We start from the raw sequence: 15498 nt of genomic DNA on the forward strand, positions 1-15498 counted from the left end.
TGATATTTTATTTAACACTGCTCGTGGCTATACATGATTAGGAAACGCCTTGCTCCATCTCGAACCAAGAAGCTAAGCTTTTCATGGCCGATGATACTCTCCCTTACTGGGATGCTGGAAAAGTAGGTTGCTGCGAGCTTTGTTTTTTATTCTTTGTATCTTATATTTATTAATCTATAGTTTTAGTATTTATTTGTTTTTACCTTAATAGATGAAATGGTATAAATCGCTTTTTATTTTTATATCTTTTAACTAATTTATTAATTCTTGGATATTTTATTATTATAAGTTGTTAAGCTTAGATGTTTTAGTGTTTTTACAAAAATACTGCTATATTTGTAGTATTTTTTGGTAAGTACTTTGCATATGATTTATATGTTTCATTTAAACCTTTATAATCAAGTATTTTGCAGCTAACTCAAAGTAACTCATCTTTTTAGAAAATATAATGCTTGCAAATGCTGTCTTGTTTTATATAATGCAAATTCAATCCTAATGATAGATACTACTATGAGACAAGAAGTTACTCTTATGATTGTGATAGTAAAGGATTTATGAGTGGTGAAAGATTTTTTAGAAGCAATGATAATCTTAGAACTTTCCATGTAAAAGAAGAGTATTACTATAAAAAAGTAAAAATACCAAAAACTTGTTGAAGTTATAAGTAAAGCAAGAGTAGTATAAATGATCTAGCCATAGGGGATTGCATCCCCACTTTCGTGGGGCAAGGCTAGTAAGCCTTGACAACGATTATACAAAGTTGTATAATTACGATGAATGCAAATGACATATATCGATATCTTCTCTCTATGGAGATAGAAAATTTGCCGTAGGGGTACCACCCTATGGCATAATCCCCATAATATAATTATATTATTATCTACTAATTTTTCTTAAACTCTATCTTTTTAATAATTGAAGGATAAATAATATGGATAAAACATAAACCAAGATATTAAAAAATTACCACTTGATAGAATTTTAATTAACAATGGATACTATTATGATAAAGAAAAAACATCTCAAAACTACAAAGTAGTCAAAAACGATAATGAAAATAAAATTATCATATCTCAAACTAAAAGCGGCAATTATCTATATTTTAATAAAATTGCTAACAATAACTAATCTGCTTTGAACTGTATAAGAAATCTGATAAAATAAATATTATTGATAATAAATTTAATGCTTATAATTAGAAAAGTATAAAAATAATAATGATTTTTATCAGCATAAAGTTATTTAAAAAGATTGTTTTATTTTTTATTTGAATATCAATCCGTATAAGTTTTAAATTTAGAGCTACATCAAAAACTGAAATTTACAATAAAATAATTTATATAAATATAATATTAAATAAATTAATTAATTAATCTATTTTTCTAATCTCGTTTTTTTTGATATCCTGCCGATTGCAAATCGAATTTAGGAAATTAATTAAATGAAAAATATCGTTTTACTAGGTGGTAGTAACTCTGTAATGGTAAATGGCTTACAAAAAGTGTTAAAAGAGTATGCAAATGTGATAAATTTAGCTTTAGGAGGTACAACAAGCCTTCAAAATCTATATGAGCTAAAACGAGAGAAAAATCAAGAAGCTGTCCAAAATGCAGATTGATAATCATAATATTAGATAAAATCTCTCATTGGGTATAATTTTTAAAAATTTACAATATTTATATGCAACTCTATATACTTTTAATAGACCAGTTTGTATATTAATTTTACCATACAGATTTAAAAATTATCAAATAGTTATTAATATGCATAGATTTTTAGCCAATTATTACGGGTTAATATTATTAATATGCAAGAGTACTATCAAAATAGTGAAATAATTCAGTTTGGTAATAAATTTGGCGCTCATCAGCTAGCAGTAGTAAATAGAAATGTTGGTAAAGAGATTGCTAAAAATATTGATATATTTAAAATTTCTAAAAAATCATTTGATATTAATATGCCTGAATTTAAAATAGTAACACCAGAAAATATGCAAAGAAATGGTAATTTTAAGATTTTCAATCCTAATAATTCTATGTATAATGAAATTGTTTATCGTTTAGAAAAAGGGAATAGTTTATCATTTAATAATTGTGATGGATATGAAATTATTGGAATGCATAGCTGGAATTTAGAAAATAGTGGAGAGATAACAAAGTTAGGTTTTGGAATTGCTACTGCGCATTGCGCCTCTATCCATTTAAGAAATAAAAATAATGGTATTGTTAAACCAACTTCAAAATTTAATATATTTTGCAAAATTCAAGCCGAACCAAAAGTTGATAGTAATCTTATAGTTAAATTTAATGATGAGAATTTGGATAATACTGAATTTTATATAAATTCTCATTTAGAAAAACCTTATAAAATTATTCTTCCATACTTCAATCTTATAGCCTTCTTTTTATGCAAACCAAACCCAAAGATGAAGCTGTTTGATTTAAGCGTTATCTCGACCGATATAGATATAGAGATTGATAAAGATATAGATCGCTCTTATCTGATACCAAATATAGTATTTTTCAAAGACTCTATGGAGTTTATAGATGAGTATATAGGTCATCTTTATCCAAATATTGTTAAATATATTGATAGTGTTCTAACGTCGCAAATTATCAAAAAAACTGAGGCTCAAATCTTATCACAATTAAACAAAAATACGCCACAAAAGCTATAAACTAGGTCAGGCTCTAATAAAAGCCAATAAAAACTGGTATAAAGGTGGATATATTAAATTTATATTTGAAGCTATGAAAATTAAAAAAGAACATAAAAATAAAGATAAATCTAATATATAAAATAAATTTAGAAAATATGATTTATAATGCAAGGCTTGCAATGACAAATTTGGCGTAGTTTTTATTATTGCAAGCTAAATTTTTAAAAATTTCACCAAATTTGTTCTAAATTTCTATTAACTAAAATCAAATTCACTTAAATCTTTATCGCATATTAAATTTATTTTATGTTAGAATATAAACATCCAAAATAAATATATTTAAATTGAAATGTGAGGTACGATGAATTCTAAAGTTTCAAAAATCATTATATTAGCATGTACTTGCTCATCTCTATCAGCGAATCAGTTTTGGGCTAGTGGAGTGAATATAAGTAGTGGTTGGAGTGCGTATTTGCAGCATCCAAATCAATGTTGGGGCGCCGTAGCTGGTAACACTCTTGGCTGGTGGCAACAAAATGTAGGCATTGATCTAAATTTAAAAGAAGGCGCACCGCAAGGTAATGAAGCTATCACGGATTGGTTTTATCAGAAATATCCACATATTCAAGGCGGATTACAGCCGTATCGTGGGATGATCTATTATCTTCAAGAGTTTGCGCCAAATTTCAAAATCTACGAAAATAATAATAATCCAACATATTTAGAAAGAGAGTATGGTCCAACGAAGATTAGTGGAGCGCCATTTTGGACTGAGAGATATAACTATCAAAGTGAAGGTATCACAAAATCTTTGATAGAAAATTTCCAAACAGGCAAGGTCGTAGCTGCGCTTACTGATGATACTCACACGGTTACGCTTTGGGGGATTGAAGTCGATGAGAAAACTGGCAAGATCAAAAAAGGCTATGTGAGCGACTCTGTCAAAGATAAGGCTGGCCAACTCACTTTAAGAGAGGTTATAGGCAACTACGCCCCTGATAATAAGGGCAATGAAACTTTCCGCTTTCTTTATAGCTATTATGTATCTAGCACTAATACTTATGTCACCGATCTTTATGAGATTTATAGTATTACATATCTAAGTATAGATGAAGCTAGAAATAACGGCACATATGTAGATAGCTCTAATAGAAAAGATTGCTTATTGAGCGTTTTACCTGGTAGTGAGTGGGCTTGCGGAATTTCAACTAATGAAGGCAATCAAGGCTCAAGCAACACCGAAAATTCTGGAAATACTGAAAATTCAGGTAGCCAAAATAACGGCAACCAAAGCAACAGCGGAAATTCAAGCAACACCGAAAATTCAGGAAATTCAAGTAATCAAGGCTCTACCGGTAACCAAAACACAAATCAAGGTAATACCGGTAGTGGTAGCACAACTCCAGAAAATGGTAACAACAACACCGGAAATTCTAATAACCAAGGCTCAAATAATAACGGCAATCAAAATTCCAACAATCAAGGCTCAAATAACACTGAAAATTCTGGAAATACTGAAAATTCAGGTAGCCAAAATAGCGGCAACCAAAGCAACAGCGGAAATTCAAGCAACACCGAAAATTCAGGAAATTCAAGTAATCAAGGCTCTACCGGTAACCAAAACACAAATCAAGGTAATACCGGTAGTGGTAGCACAGCTCCAGAAAATGGTAACAACAACGCCGGAAATTCTAATAACCAAGGCTCAAATAATAACGGCAATCAAAATTCCAACAATCAAAGCTCAAGTAGCACCGAAAATTCTGGAAATACTGGAAATTCAGGTAGTCAAAATAACGGCAACCAAAGCAACAGCGGAAATTCAAGCAACACTGGAAATTCAGGAAATTCAAATAATCAAGATGGTATCTCTAGCGAAAGTGGCGCAAATTTAATTACTCAATCTGTCCAAAATGAGATAAATAAGCATAGTGAGCTTAATCTAGCCTTAGAAACAATAGGCGATACAACCATATACAAAATCCAAAAAAACGGCAAAGATATAGCCTTATATAACCCAAATTTAAGCACTCCGCTTGTAATGAATAGAGGCTTGGTTAATTACAAAATTACCAAAAATGATAATGGTGGCATAGAGATAACCAAATCTACAAACCAAGCAGCTTTAAAAGAAGCCAACGACGCTTCTAAGCTAAGTATGGATATAAACTACGCCGATATCAATAACCTAAATAAAAGGATGGGTGAGCTAAGAGGCATTAACGCAACTGCTGGTAGCTGGGCTAGGATTTTGGGTGGACAGGGCAGTAGTGATGGATTTGAAAATAAATTTACCCATGTTCAAGCTGGTTTTGATAAACAAAGCCAAATTTCAAGCGGCTCTATTTTTAGCGGTATTACAGTAACTCACACAAGTAGCGATATAGATGGCGATAACGCAAAAGGCGATGTCAAAACAATCGGCGGTGGATTTTATATCTCTGGAGTATTTGATAATGGCTGGTATGTGGATGCCATCGCAAAATACACAAGAAATAACCATAAAATGGATTATAACTTCCCAAATATGAGTTTGAGCTTTTTGGATACAGATTATAATACAAACTCGCTTTATTTGGGTGGAGAATTTGGATATAGATTTGATTTTGATAATTTTTATATCGAGCCTCAAGCTGAATTTGTCTATCTCAACACTAGTGGCGTAACTCTAAATAGCAATGGATTTGAAATGGAGATTAAAGACTCTGATTTGCTAGTTGGTAGGGCTGGATTTAACTTTGCTAGAGAGGTTTGGCTAGGCAAGATTAGAGCTTATGCGCTTGGTGGGCTTAGCTATCAATGGGAGATGGTAAAAAATGCTGAGATTATAATAGATGGCGATAGCGCTAAAAACAATAATAAAGACTCTAGAATGCTTATGAATTTGGGTCTAAATATGGTAGCTAGTGAGAATTTAAGAATTGGCTTAACTTTAGAAAAATCTGCATTTGGTGATTATGATACAGACTTAGCTGTAAACTTAAATGCTAGATATTCATTTTAAGCTGGGTAGAGTGAGATATTTTTAAATTTTTATTTAGTGTTAAATTTATTTTGCTAGACTTATACGCAAATTTAAATTGGAGGAAAAATGAGTCTATATAATAGAAATCTCTCATCGCAACAAAATGAGTTTAGTCGCACTTATGAGAGTGAGCAATCTTTTAGCGCTAGAGCGACTTTTGTCAAGCAAACTTATCAGCTTCTTAGTGCTTCGCTTCTAGCGGCAACTGTGGGTGCATATATCGGCGTTGATTATGTCAAAAGCTTTAGTTGGATGCTTTTAATCCTTGAGCTTGGAATGCTTTTTGGGCTATTTTTTACACGCAAAAATCCAACTCTAGCTCTATTTTTGCTATTTGGATTTACATTTGTAAGCGGTCTTACTCTTGGCCCAGTGCTTAATACCTATATCGGTGCTGGTATGGGGCATATCATCACTCAAGCATTTTTGATGACTACTGTGGCTTTTGGTGGGCTAACTATCTTTGCTTTTAATACTAAGCGTGATTTTTCATCAATGGGTAAAATGCTATTTATCACATTAATTGTGATTGTGGTTGCTGGACTTTTGAATTTATTCTTCCAAAGCACAATGTTAGCTACTATCATTTCAGCAGTTGGTGCGATACTATTTAGCGCATATATCTTATATGATACTCAGATGATTTTGCGTGGCGGATATGATAGCCCTGTGCTTGCCGCAGTTTCTCTATATCTTGATATTTTAAATTTATTTATCTCTCTTCTTAATCTTCTTGGTATATTTAACCGAGAATAATCAGAGCCACCGCTGTGGTGGCTTAACTAAATTTTTAACTTTTTTTGCTATAATCACGAGCTAATTACACCAATCAAAGGATACTCGTGAGTTCAATTCTTCTTATTATACAAGTTTTGCTAGCAGTGATTTTGACTATTGTCATATTACTACAAAAGAGTGCTTCTATGGGTCTTGGAGCTTATAGCGGAAGTAATGAGAGTCTATTTGGCGCTAAGGGTCCAGCTGGATTTTTGGCTAAATTTACATTTTTTATGGGGTTTTTGTTTGTTGTTAATACCATAGCCCTTGGATATACATATAATCAATCTTTGCGTGATTCTGTAGTTGATAGTGTTAAATTTGACTCAATCCAAGCACCGCAAGCCCCAAATACCAACATAATACCTACAGCACCAGCGGCACCAACAGCTGAAAATAACACAACAGCCAACTAAAAGGATAGATATGCTAAATGAAATTTACAACAACCAAAAACTACACAACGACAAAGCGCTAGAGGCTCTAAAGCGTGATTTTGCAATACTTCGCACAGGTAAGGTAAGTATTAATATCTTAGATCATGTACATGTAGATTACTATGGAAGCTCTACTCCATTAAATCAAGTTGCCACCGTTTTGGCTACTGATGCTAGCACAATTACCATCACTCCATGGGAAAAATCTATGCTAAAAACTATCACTGCGGCGATCCAAGCTGCAAATATTGGCGTAAATCCAAATAACGATGGCGAGAGCGTTAAGCTATTCTTCCCTCCTATGACAACTGAAGATCGTCAAAAAAATGCCAAAGAGGCAAAAGCTATGGGCGAAAAAGCAAAAGTAGCTATTAGAAACATTCGCAAAGATGCTAATGATGATATCAAAAAAATAGAAAAAGATAAAACTCTAAGCGAAGATGAGATTAAAAAAGGCTATGATGAGGTACAAAAAATTACCGATAATTATATCACCAAAGTAGAACAAATAGTAAAAGATAAAGAAGCTGAACTTTTAAAGGTTTGATATGAATTTAGAACAAATTTACAAAGATGCTGGAGCATATTTAGAGGGACATTTTTTACTAAGTAGTGGTAACCACTCGCAATTTTATCTACAAAGTGCAAAGGTTTTAGAAGATCCGATTTTAACAGGCGTTTTGTGCGATAAGTTATTTGCTAAAATTGCTGAGGCTGGGGTTGAATTTGATAGTGTTTGTTCGCCTGCGCTTGGTGGAATTTTGGCCGGATATGAGCTAGCTCGTGCCGGTAAAAAGAGATTTATCTTTACTGAAAGAGTTGATAGCGTGATGAGCCTTAGGCGTGGATTTAGCGTAAAAGAGGGCGAGAGATTTATAATATGCGAAGATATAATAACTACTGGAGGCTCAGCCTTAGAAAGTGCTAAGATTATTGAGAGTTTAGGTGGCGTTGTAGTAGGGTTTGCGGCGCTTGCAAATCGAGGATTTTGCTCTGTTAGTGGATTAAATAATGAGAGAAAAGATAGCTGTAAGCTCCCAGCTGATAAACCGCTTTTTGCTCTTGGGAATTTCGAATTTGAAATTTATCCGCCAGAGTCTTGTCCATTGTGTAAAAATGGCTCAAAAGCATTCAAGCCTGGGAGCCGTGGAAACGCATGAGTAAGGCTATAGCCGCAAATATTTTTAGCAGGGTAAAGGCATTTATTATGGATATGTTCTTTATCGCTGCCCCTCTTTTGTATATAATGACTTATGTAGTTTTAAGCGGCAAAGATGAATTTCAAAGTAATCAACTAGCTATATTTTTGGTTTGGTTAGTTTTTGGTTTTATTCAGTCTATGTTTTTTGCTTTTAAGGCCCAAAGTCCTGGGTATAAGGCACAAGGGATCTACCTAGTTGGCCTAAATGGCAAAAAGGCTAATTTGATTATCTATATTCTTAGATACTTTTTCTTTATAACTACCTTTATTATAGGGGGATCATTTTTTTGCTTTTTTAGGAGAGATAAGCGAAATTTGCATGATCTTTTAGCCGGGACAATCGTTGTACAAAAAGGCTAAATTTAGATATTAAGAGTTTATTTATCTTAATTTTGATATTATTGCATTTACAAATTTAATTAAGGATTTAATATGTCAGTAACTTTCAAAGGTACAGCAGTAGAATTAGAAGGAAATGTTGTAAATGTAGGCCAAAGAGCGCCAGAAGTTGATCTAGTAGCTAAGGATCTATCTAGCCTAAAAGTAGGTGGCGCAAGTGGAAAATTCCAAGTCTTAATAGTAGTCCCAAGCCTAGATACAGGAGTTTGTGCGACTGAAGCTAGAACATTTAACCAAAAAGTAGCTAGCAAAAGCAATGTTGAAGCTACGGTTATATCACTAGACCTTCCATTTGCTATGGGGAGATTTTGCTTGACTGAAGGAATCGAAAATTTAAGAGTGGCTAGTGATTTTAGAGGTGCGAAATTTGGCAAAGAGTATGGTGTTTTGCTAGCTAGTAGCCCGCTTGCTGGATTGCTAACTCGTGCTATTTTCGTAATTGACCCAAATGGTGTTGTAGTTTATAAAGAGCTAGTTAGCGAAATCACAACTGAGCCAAACTACGACGCAGCATTGAAAGCTATCGGCGGTGGTTGCGGTTGCGGCTGCTCTCACTAAGTGAATTTTAAGCGTTATTTTATCACGCTTTTTAGCGAAATTTGGAGCCATAATCGCTTTTGAATTTCGCTAATTTATACTAATTTCAATCCATTTTCTACTATTTAGCTATTTAAAGATTTTTATTATTGTATAATTTCACTCAACCATCATAGATAGAAGGAAAAATATGAATTTAAGCCTTAAATTTAGACCGACAAAAATCAGCCAAATGGTAGGTCAAGATGATATTAGAGAAATTTTTACGAAATTTATAGAGAATAAAAATATCCCGCATAGCTTGTTTTACGGCACGGCTGGAAGTGGTAAAACTACGATGGCTAAGATCATTGCTAAGGAGATGGATTATGAATTTTTCGAGCTTGATGGGGCGAATTTAAAAAGCGAAGAAGTCCGTAAAATCATAGCTAAATTTGACGGCTCACTATATTTGCCACTTATATTTATCGATGAATTTCATCGCCTTAGCAAGACCCAACAAGAGACGCTTTTGATCCCAATGGAAGAGAAAAAATGTATTATAATTGGCGCCACCACCGAAAATCCTAAATTCTCTGTAAGTAGCGGAATCCGCTCTAGGATGATGATATTTGAGTTTAAACCGCTATCTTATAGGGATTTGGAGCTTTTATTAGCTGATATTCAAAAGAGCGTATATTTTGAGATTGATGAGAGTGCTAAGGATTATCTCATCAGCTCTAGCGGTGGCGATGCTAGAAGTATGCTAAATTTACTAGAATACGCCCTAAGTGTGGATAAAAATATAAATTTAAAGATTTTAAAAACCCTAAGATGCTCTAGCTTTAGTGAAGGTAGCAGTAGCAAAGATACTCACTATAATCTAATAAGTGCGATGATAAAGAGCCTAAGGGGCAGCGATATCGATGCGGCGATATATTATCTTGCAAGACTCATAGCAGCAGAGGAGGAGCCTGAGTTTTTGGCTAGAAGGATGGTGATTTTCGCTAGTGAGGATATAGGCAATGCCAATCCAAACGCACTAAATGTAGCCACAAATACCATGCTAGCAGTATCAAAAATAGGCTATCCAGAAGCTAGAATTATCCTAAGTCAATGCGCCGTATATCTAGCTAGCTCGCCTAAATCCAACTCTAGCTACAAGGCTATAAATTTAGCCTTAGATTATATAGCTAAAAACCCAGCCTTACCAGTGCCACCATATCTTATCAATACAGATGAGGCCAAAAAAGACTATCTATATCCGCATGATTTTGGCGGATGGGTGGAGCAAAAATATATGCAAAAAGATATTAAATTCTATTATAGTAACTCTATTGGATTTGAAAAAACTTTAGATGATTGGATAGAAAAAATCAAATTTAAAAACTAGTTTATAGTGAGGCTAATAGGGTATTTTTAATCTTAATTTAAGTATTGATTATGATTAAATTTGCTAGAATAGCCACTTTATAAATTTCATAATTAATAAAATAAAAATGGGGGGGGGTGTAGTGCGAGAAGTGTTTTATATAGCTGGATTTGATCCTAGAAGCCCAAAATACTACTACTCCATCTTTAAAAACAATATCCATAAAACAAGCGCAATAGAACAAAATGAGCTAAATATAAGCAAATTCCAAATAGATGTTTCACCATATTTTAATGTCGATTATAAGGGCGTTAAAACCAAATATAATTTTCTCATTTGGAATGATATAGTAAAAGAGCATTTTTGTAAAAGATTTTTTGAAGTTTTTGGGGCTTTGTTTGTGGCACTCTTTAATTACCCTATATCCGGCGCTGTCTATATGGTGGCTAGATACTCACGCACTCAATTGATTGCTGGATATTATCCTATAGTTTTTATATTGTTGTCATATTTTTTGACAGGATTTTTTTGTTACGGGCTTGGCTATTTTATCCAAAATTATATTTTGTGGATTATTTGCTCTATTTTACTCTTTTATCTAGCTACTAAGGGGATATTTTATCTAGGGATGAATGCGGGGATGTTTTGGCTACTTAGCATTTATAGATTTTGTTATAAATATGCTAGAAGCGAGATTAAAGGTGCAGATGAGAGAAATGAGAGCTTTGCTAATAAGATTATAAAAAGCTTAAAAAACAACCAAAATACCAATGATGAAGTGATGATAGTAGCGCATAGCGTTGGGGCGATTATAGCTATTAGTAGCGTGGCAAGAGCGATAGAAAAAAGCAAGATTGAAGGGCTAAATATATCAAATTTAAAGCTTGTTTTAATAGGCGGATGTATTCCGCTTGTATCATTTCATAAATACGCAGATAAATTTAAAAAAGAGCTTGAGATAGTAGCAAATTCTGGCATCACCTGGCTAGATTTTAGCTCTAAGATTGATGGAGCGTGCTTTTTTAAGGTAGATTATATCAAGCTTTTAAGACAAAATGCTAAATCACCAAAGCTAATATCAGTTGGATTTTTTAAAATTTATGATAAAAAAACATACAAAAATATAAGATATAAGTGGTATCAAGTTCATTTTTTGTATCTTAAAGCAACTCAAATTCGTGGTGGGTATGATTATTTTTATCTAACCATAGACCCCGATAAACTTGAAGATAAGAAATTTTAAGGAGTCAATCATGGGAGTTTGTCCATTTCACCCAAAACCGCATAGTAGCAAAGCTGGACTAATAACGACATTTTTGCTCAAGCGCAGATCGTGGCTAGACGGTTTATATGAAAAAAGCTATAAGATGAGAGCTGGCAGAGTTAAGATGCCTGGATTTGATCTTTTTGTGGTAAATGATCCTAAAGAAGTTCGCAAAATTATGGTAGATAATGTCAAGGAATTCCCAAAAAGCGATATGCTCCATGAGCTTTTAAAGCCTCTTTTGGGCGTTAGTATTTTTACTACTAATGGCGAGGTGTGGAAAAAGCAAAGAGAGCTTTTGCGGCCTAGCTTTGAGATGACTAGGATTAGTAAGGTTTTTGATCTGATGAGTAGTGCGGCTGCTGATATGATGGATAGATTTAGAAAATATCCTGATGGATCTATTGTTGAGGTTGATGAGCATATGACATTTGTAACTGCAGATGTAATATTTCGTACTATTATGAGTTCTAAGCTAGATGAGATAAAAGGCAAAGAGATATTGCATGCATTTGTAACATTTCAAGAAGAGACTGCTAGAACAGCTATTAGAAAGTTTTTTTGTGTGCCACAATGGCTTTCAAATATCCTTGGAGAAAATAAGAGAATGAAAGCCGGAGCTGTAATTAGAAAGAGTCTTTCAGATATCATTAAACCTAGATATGAAAATTATGAGAGCGATACATATTGTGATATTCTCTCATCGCTTTTACATACAGTAGATGCTAGTAGCGGGGAGCGTTTTAGTTTTGAAGAGATTTTAGATCAAGTATCAATGCTATTTTTAGCAGGCCATGAGACAACAGCAAGCTCTCTAACATGGACTCTATACTGTTTAAGCCTTGATCAAGACGCTCAGCAAAAAGCATATAATGAGATAATTAGCATTAATAAAGATGGCAAATTTAGCATTTCAGATATTAAAGAGATGAAGTATTTAACTAATGTCTTTAAAGAAGCTCTAAGACTATATCCACCAGTTGGATTCTTTGCTCGTCAAAGCAAGGGTGAGGCTAAAATACGAGATAAGGTGCTGCAAAAAGGATCAGGAGTTGTCGTTGCACCATGGCTAATTCATAGGCATGATGATTTTTGGGATGCTCCACATGAGTTTAGACCAGATAGACATAATGAAAATATTCCAAAAGAAAAATATATGCCTTTTGGGTTAGGTGAGCGAATTTGTATCGGACAAGGCTTTGCTATGCAAGAAGCGATCATAATTTTAGCTAATATTTTACGCGAATTTAAGTTGGAGCTAAAAGATGGGTTTATCCCCGATGTTGTCGGTAGGCTCACAGTTCGCTCAGCCAATGGAATGATGATTAAGATGAGCAAAAGGTAGCACGTTTGAGATTTAAAGAGAAGTTAGCTGGGACGGTGCTTTTATGCGTACTTGTCCCACTAGCTGTAGTGGGTTATATCTATATTGCTATTGTAGGGACTTTTGGTAATCCAGCTCGTGCTAGACAAGGGGTTAGAGCACTTGATCACTTTGTCAATGCAGCTGTATTTAATGGATATGCATGGGAGTCAGTCTCTAGTCACGCATGGAGAATGCGTCATAAAAGATGGGCTAAAATTGTGATTTTTATAACAGATAAATTCCAAAAAAACCACTGCCAAAGAGCCAATAAAAGAGAGCAACCAATTATCGATCTAATGCTCTCAAGAAGGCTAAATGAGCAGACAATAGGTATAAAGAAAAAATAATAAAAATTTAATTTAGATATGTAAATATTTAAAAAGATAATTTTAAGCTCTTTATTACTTGATTTTAAGTAAAATTTAGCACTTAGTATTTGGAAATTGAAAGATTAAAAAATGAAAAAAATATTATCAATTTTGACTATTTTTACTACTGCAGCAATAGCAATTGCACCTGTTAGTTCTATAAATTCAGTTAATTCAGCTACGGTAAATTCTCAAGCTCAAATTGCAAACTCGCAATCTCAAGCTGCGCTAATCCCACAAGATGCCAATCTCACTATAAGTTCCACAGAGCCAATTCAAATGGTTTTTGGTGAAAATTTATTTAATGGCAACTTTACAATGGTAAGCCAGCATATTTATAATCCTGATTATATTTTGGCTATTGGCGATATTGTAAATGTTAAGTTGTGGGGCGCATATGAGTTTGAACAACAATTAACGATTGATTCTCAAGGTAATATATTTTTACCAAAAGTTGGGGTTATTAAGCTTATTGGTGTGAAAAATTCAAATTTAGTTAATGTGATTTCAAAAAGTGTAAAAAGAGTATTTAAAGAGAATGTGCATGTATATGCTGATATGGGAATTTATCAAAATGTATCTATATTTGTTACTGGTAATGTAAATAAGCCAGGCCTTTATCAAGGGCTTAGTTCAGATTCTCTTATACAGTTTATAGATAAGGCCGGTGGTATAAATCCACAATATGGAAGCTTTCGCAATATTACTGTAGTGCGAAATAACCAGCCATATAAGAGTATAGATCTGTATGATTTTATGGTTGATGGCAAGATTGAGATGTTTGCTTTAAAAAATGGCGATGTGATCTTGGTTGGTAGTGTGGGAGCATATATGAGTGCTAGTGGAGAAGTGCTACGCTCATATAGATTTGAGGCTAAAAATAACTCAATGAGCCTAAAAGAGCTAGCAAGACTAGCAGGAATTAAGCCAGTAGTAACCCAAGCTATAGTAAAAAGCTATAATAATAGCCAAATTCAAATTACTAGTTATCCTTTAACAAAATTTGATTCTGTGAAATTAAGGGCTGGAGATGCTGTGGAGTTTATGACTGACCATGCTGCAACTGAAGTGCGTATAAATATAGATGGCGAACATAGCGGAGCTCGTGCGATTGTTGTACCTAAAGGGACTACGCTTGGCGAGATTATGGAAAAGATTGGATTTAATGCACAGTCTAATGTAGATGCTATTCAACTTTTTAGAAAAAGTGTAGCAAAAATGCAAAAAAATCTTATAGATTCACATCTAAGGGAGCTAGAGTCTATCGCACTTACGACATCATCAGCTACTACGCAAGAAGCTCAAATCAGAGCTGCTGAAGCTAAATCTATTTTGGAGTTTATAGAACGCGCTAGACAGGTTGAGCCAAAAGGTCAAGTAGTAATTAGCAATAAAGATGATATAAATCAGATTGTATTGCAAGAAGATGATACGATATATATCCCAACTAAGGATAACATAGTAATTGTCCAAGGCGAAGTCTCTATGCCAGGGGCGTTTACTCATGTGGCTGATTCTGATATAGAAAATTATATCGAGATGGCTGGAGATCTAAGTGCTAGGGCTGATAGTAGTAGAGTTATCCTAGTATCAGCTAATGGCAAAGCTGGTAAATTTAGAGCTTCAAGTGGCGAGAATGTCTATCCTGGAGATTCAATTTTGGTATTACCAAAGGTAGAAGGCAAAACTCTTCAAGCTACAAGTATCTTAACTCAAATTCTATATCAACTAGCAATAGCTGCTAAAGTGGTGATAGATCTGTAAAGACATTAGATAGAGAGAATAAATTTAATTTTTATTTTGTCTATCTAAATTTTTAAGTTAAATTTCGCTATTAAAAATCATATAAATTTAAAATATCAAATTAATTTATCGTTTAATTTATGCCTATTTAAATAAAATTTAGCTAAAATGAGACTTTAAATTTTAACAAAAATCAAAGGTCTTATGATGCAGATACTATCCCATCGTGGTTGGTGGCAATATAGCAGTGAAAAAAACCATCTCATAGCATTTAAAAAAGAATTTGAGTATTGCCTAAAAGATATATCTCAACCTTATAGGGGGGGGTAGAGACTGATATTAGAGATTATAATGGCTCACTTGTAATCTCC

The 15498-nt window shown here is 33.6% G+C and carries 16 protein-coding genes and 1 rRNA gene; all 17 read left to right on the forward strand.

The window, feature by feature from the left end:
* Nucleotides 1-19 precede the first annotated feature (19 nt).
* The 17 genes from rrf to CIGN_RS08390 all read left to right on the forward strand — a co-directional run bounded on the left by rrf (nucleotide 20) and on the right by CIGN_RS08390 (nucleotide 15457).
* Nucleotides 20-139: ribosomal RNA gene (gene rrf / locus CIGN_RS00445) — 5S ribosomal RNA — on the forward strand.
* 1302 nt (nucleotides 140-1441) lie between these two features.
* The gene (locus CIGN_RS08135; RefSeq protein ID WP_179187807.1) at nucleotides 1442-1618 is read left to right on the forward strand and encodes a hypothetical protein; all 177 of its coding nucleotides are present in this window, start codon (nucleotides 1442-1444) and stop codon (nucleotides 1616-1618) included.
* Nucleotides 1619-1807: 189 nt separating this feature from the next.
* A complete protein-coding gene (locus tag CIGN_RS00450) occupies nucleotides 1808-2677 on the forward strand; it encodes a hypothetical protein (RefSeq protein ID WP_086301925.1) in 870 nt (289 codons plus the stop codon).
* Nucleotides 2678-2693: 16 nt separating this feature from the next.
* Nucleotides 2694-2798, forward strand: coding sequence for a DUF8374 domain-containing protein (locus CIGN_RS08535; protein ID WP_491844264.1), 105 nt, complete (start codon nucleotides 2694-2696; stop codon nucleotides 2796-2798).
* 303 nt (nucleotides 2799-3101) lie between these two features.
* Nucleotides 3102-5663 (forward strand): autotransporter outer membrane beta-barrel domain-containing protein, encoded by a 2562-nt coding sequence (locus tag CIGN_RS00455; protein ID WP_187692242.1) that lies wholly within the window; start codon nucleotides 3102-3104, stop codon nucleotides 5661-5663.
* A gap of 87 nt (nucleotides 5664-5750) precedes the next feature.
* Nucleotides 5751-6440 (forward strand): Bax inhibitor-1/YccA family protein, encoded by a 690-nt coding sequence (locus tag CIGN_RS00460; protein ID WP_086225451.1) that lies wholly within the window; start codon nucleotides 5751-5753, stop codon nucleotides 6438-6440.
* An 86-nt stretch (nucleotides 6441-6526) separates the two neighbouring features.
* On the forward strand, nucleotides 6527-6877 hold the full coding sequence (gene secG / locus CIGN_RS00465) for a preprotein translocase subunit SecG (protein WP_086301927.1): 351 nt from the start codon (nucleotides 6527-6529) through the stop codon (nucleotides 6875-6877).
* A gap of 10 nt (nucleotides 6878-6887) precedes the next feature.
* Nucleotides 6888-7445, forward strand: coding sequence for a ribosome recycling factor (gene frr, locus CIGN_RS00470; protein ID WP_086301928.1), 558 nt, complete (start codon nucleotides 6888-6890; stop codon nucleotides 7443-7445).
* A gap of 1 nt (nucleotide 7446) precedes the next feature.
* Entirely contained in the window at nucleotides 7447-8058 is a 612-nt protein-coding gene (gene pyrE / locus CIGN_RS00475) for an orotate phosphoribosyltransferase (RefSeq protein WP_086225448.1), read from the forward strand.
* Complete coding sequence (locus CIGN_RS00480) at nucleotides 8055-8459, forward strand: RDD family protein (RefSeq protein WP_086301929.1); 405 nt, start codon at nucleotides 8055-8057, stop codon at nucleotides 8457-8459. The genes pyrE and CIGN_RS00480 overlap by 4 nt, the downstream gene beginning before the upstream one ends.
* Nucleotides 8460-8531: 72 nt before the next feature.
* Complete coding sequence (gene tpx, locus CIGN_RS00485; RefSeq protein ID WP_086301930.1) at nucleotides 8532-9056, forward strand: thiol peroxidase; 525 nt, start codon at nucleotides 8532-8534, stop codon at nucleotides 9054-9056.
* 169 nt (nucleotides 9057-9225) lie between these two features.
* Nucleotides 9226-10407: a replication-associated recombination protein A gene (locus tag CIGN_RS00490; RefSeq protein ID WP_086301931.1), complete on the forward strand. Its 1182-nt coding sequence runs from the start codon at nucleotides 9226-9228 to the stop codon at nucleotides 10405-10407.
* Between the two features lie 121 nt (nucleotides 10408-10528).
* Nucleotides 10529-11629, forward strand: coding sequence for an acyltransferase family protein (locus tag CIGN_RS00495; protein WP_115633442.1), 1101 nt, complete (start codon nucleotides 10529-10531; stop codon nucleotides 11627-11629).
* Between the two features lie 10 nt (nucleotides 11630-11639).
* A complete protein-coding gene (locus CIGN_RS00500) occupies nucleotides 11640-12995 on the forward strand; it encodes a cytochrome P450 (RefSeq protein ID WP_086226143.1) in 1356 nt (451 codons plus the stop codon).
* A 5-nt stretch (nucleotides 12996-13000) separates the two neighbouring features.
* Nucleotides 13001-13363, forward strand: coding sequence for a hypothetical protein (locus CIGN_RS00505; RefSeq protein ID WP_086251216.1), 363 nt, complete (start codon nucleotides 13001-13003; stop codon nucleotides 13361-13363).
* A 111-nt stretch (nucleotides 13364-13474) separates the two neighbouring features.
* Complete coding sequence (locus tag CIGN_RS00510; protein WP_086301933.1) at nucleotides 13475-15148, forward strand: polysaccharide biosynthesis/export family protein; 1674 nt, start codon at nucleotides 13475-13477, stop codon at nucleotides 15146-15148.
* A 186-nt stretch (nucleotides 15149-15334) separates the two neighbouring features.
* Nucleotides 15335-15457 carry a hypothetical protein gene (locus CIGN_RS08390; protein ID WP_257789253.1) on the forward strand — a complete coding sequence of 41 codons (123 nt, stop codon included), beginning with the start codon at nucleotides 15335-15337 and terminating at the stop codon, nucleotides 15455-15457.
* Nucleotides 15458-15498: the final 41 nt, after the last annotated feature.

The sequence above is a fragment of the Campylobacter devanensis genome (genome assembly GCF_002139915.1).
GTDB classification, from domain to species: Bacteria; Campylobacterota; Campylobacteria; order Campylobacterales; family Campylobacteraceae; genus Campylobacter; species Campylobacter devanensis.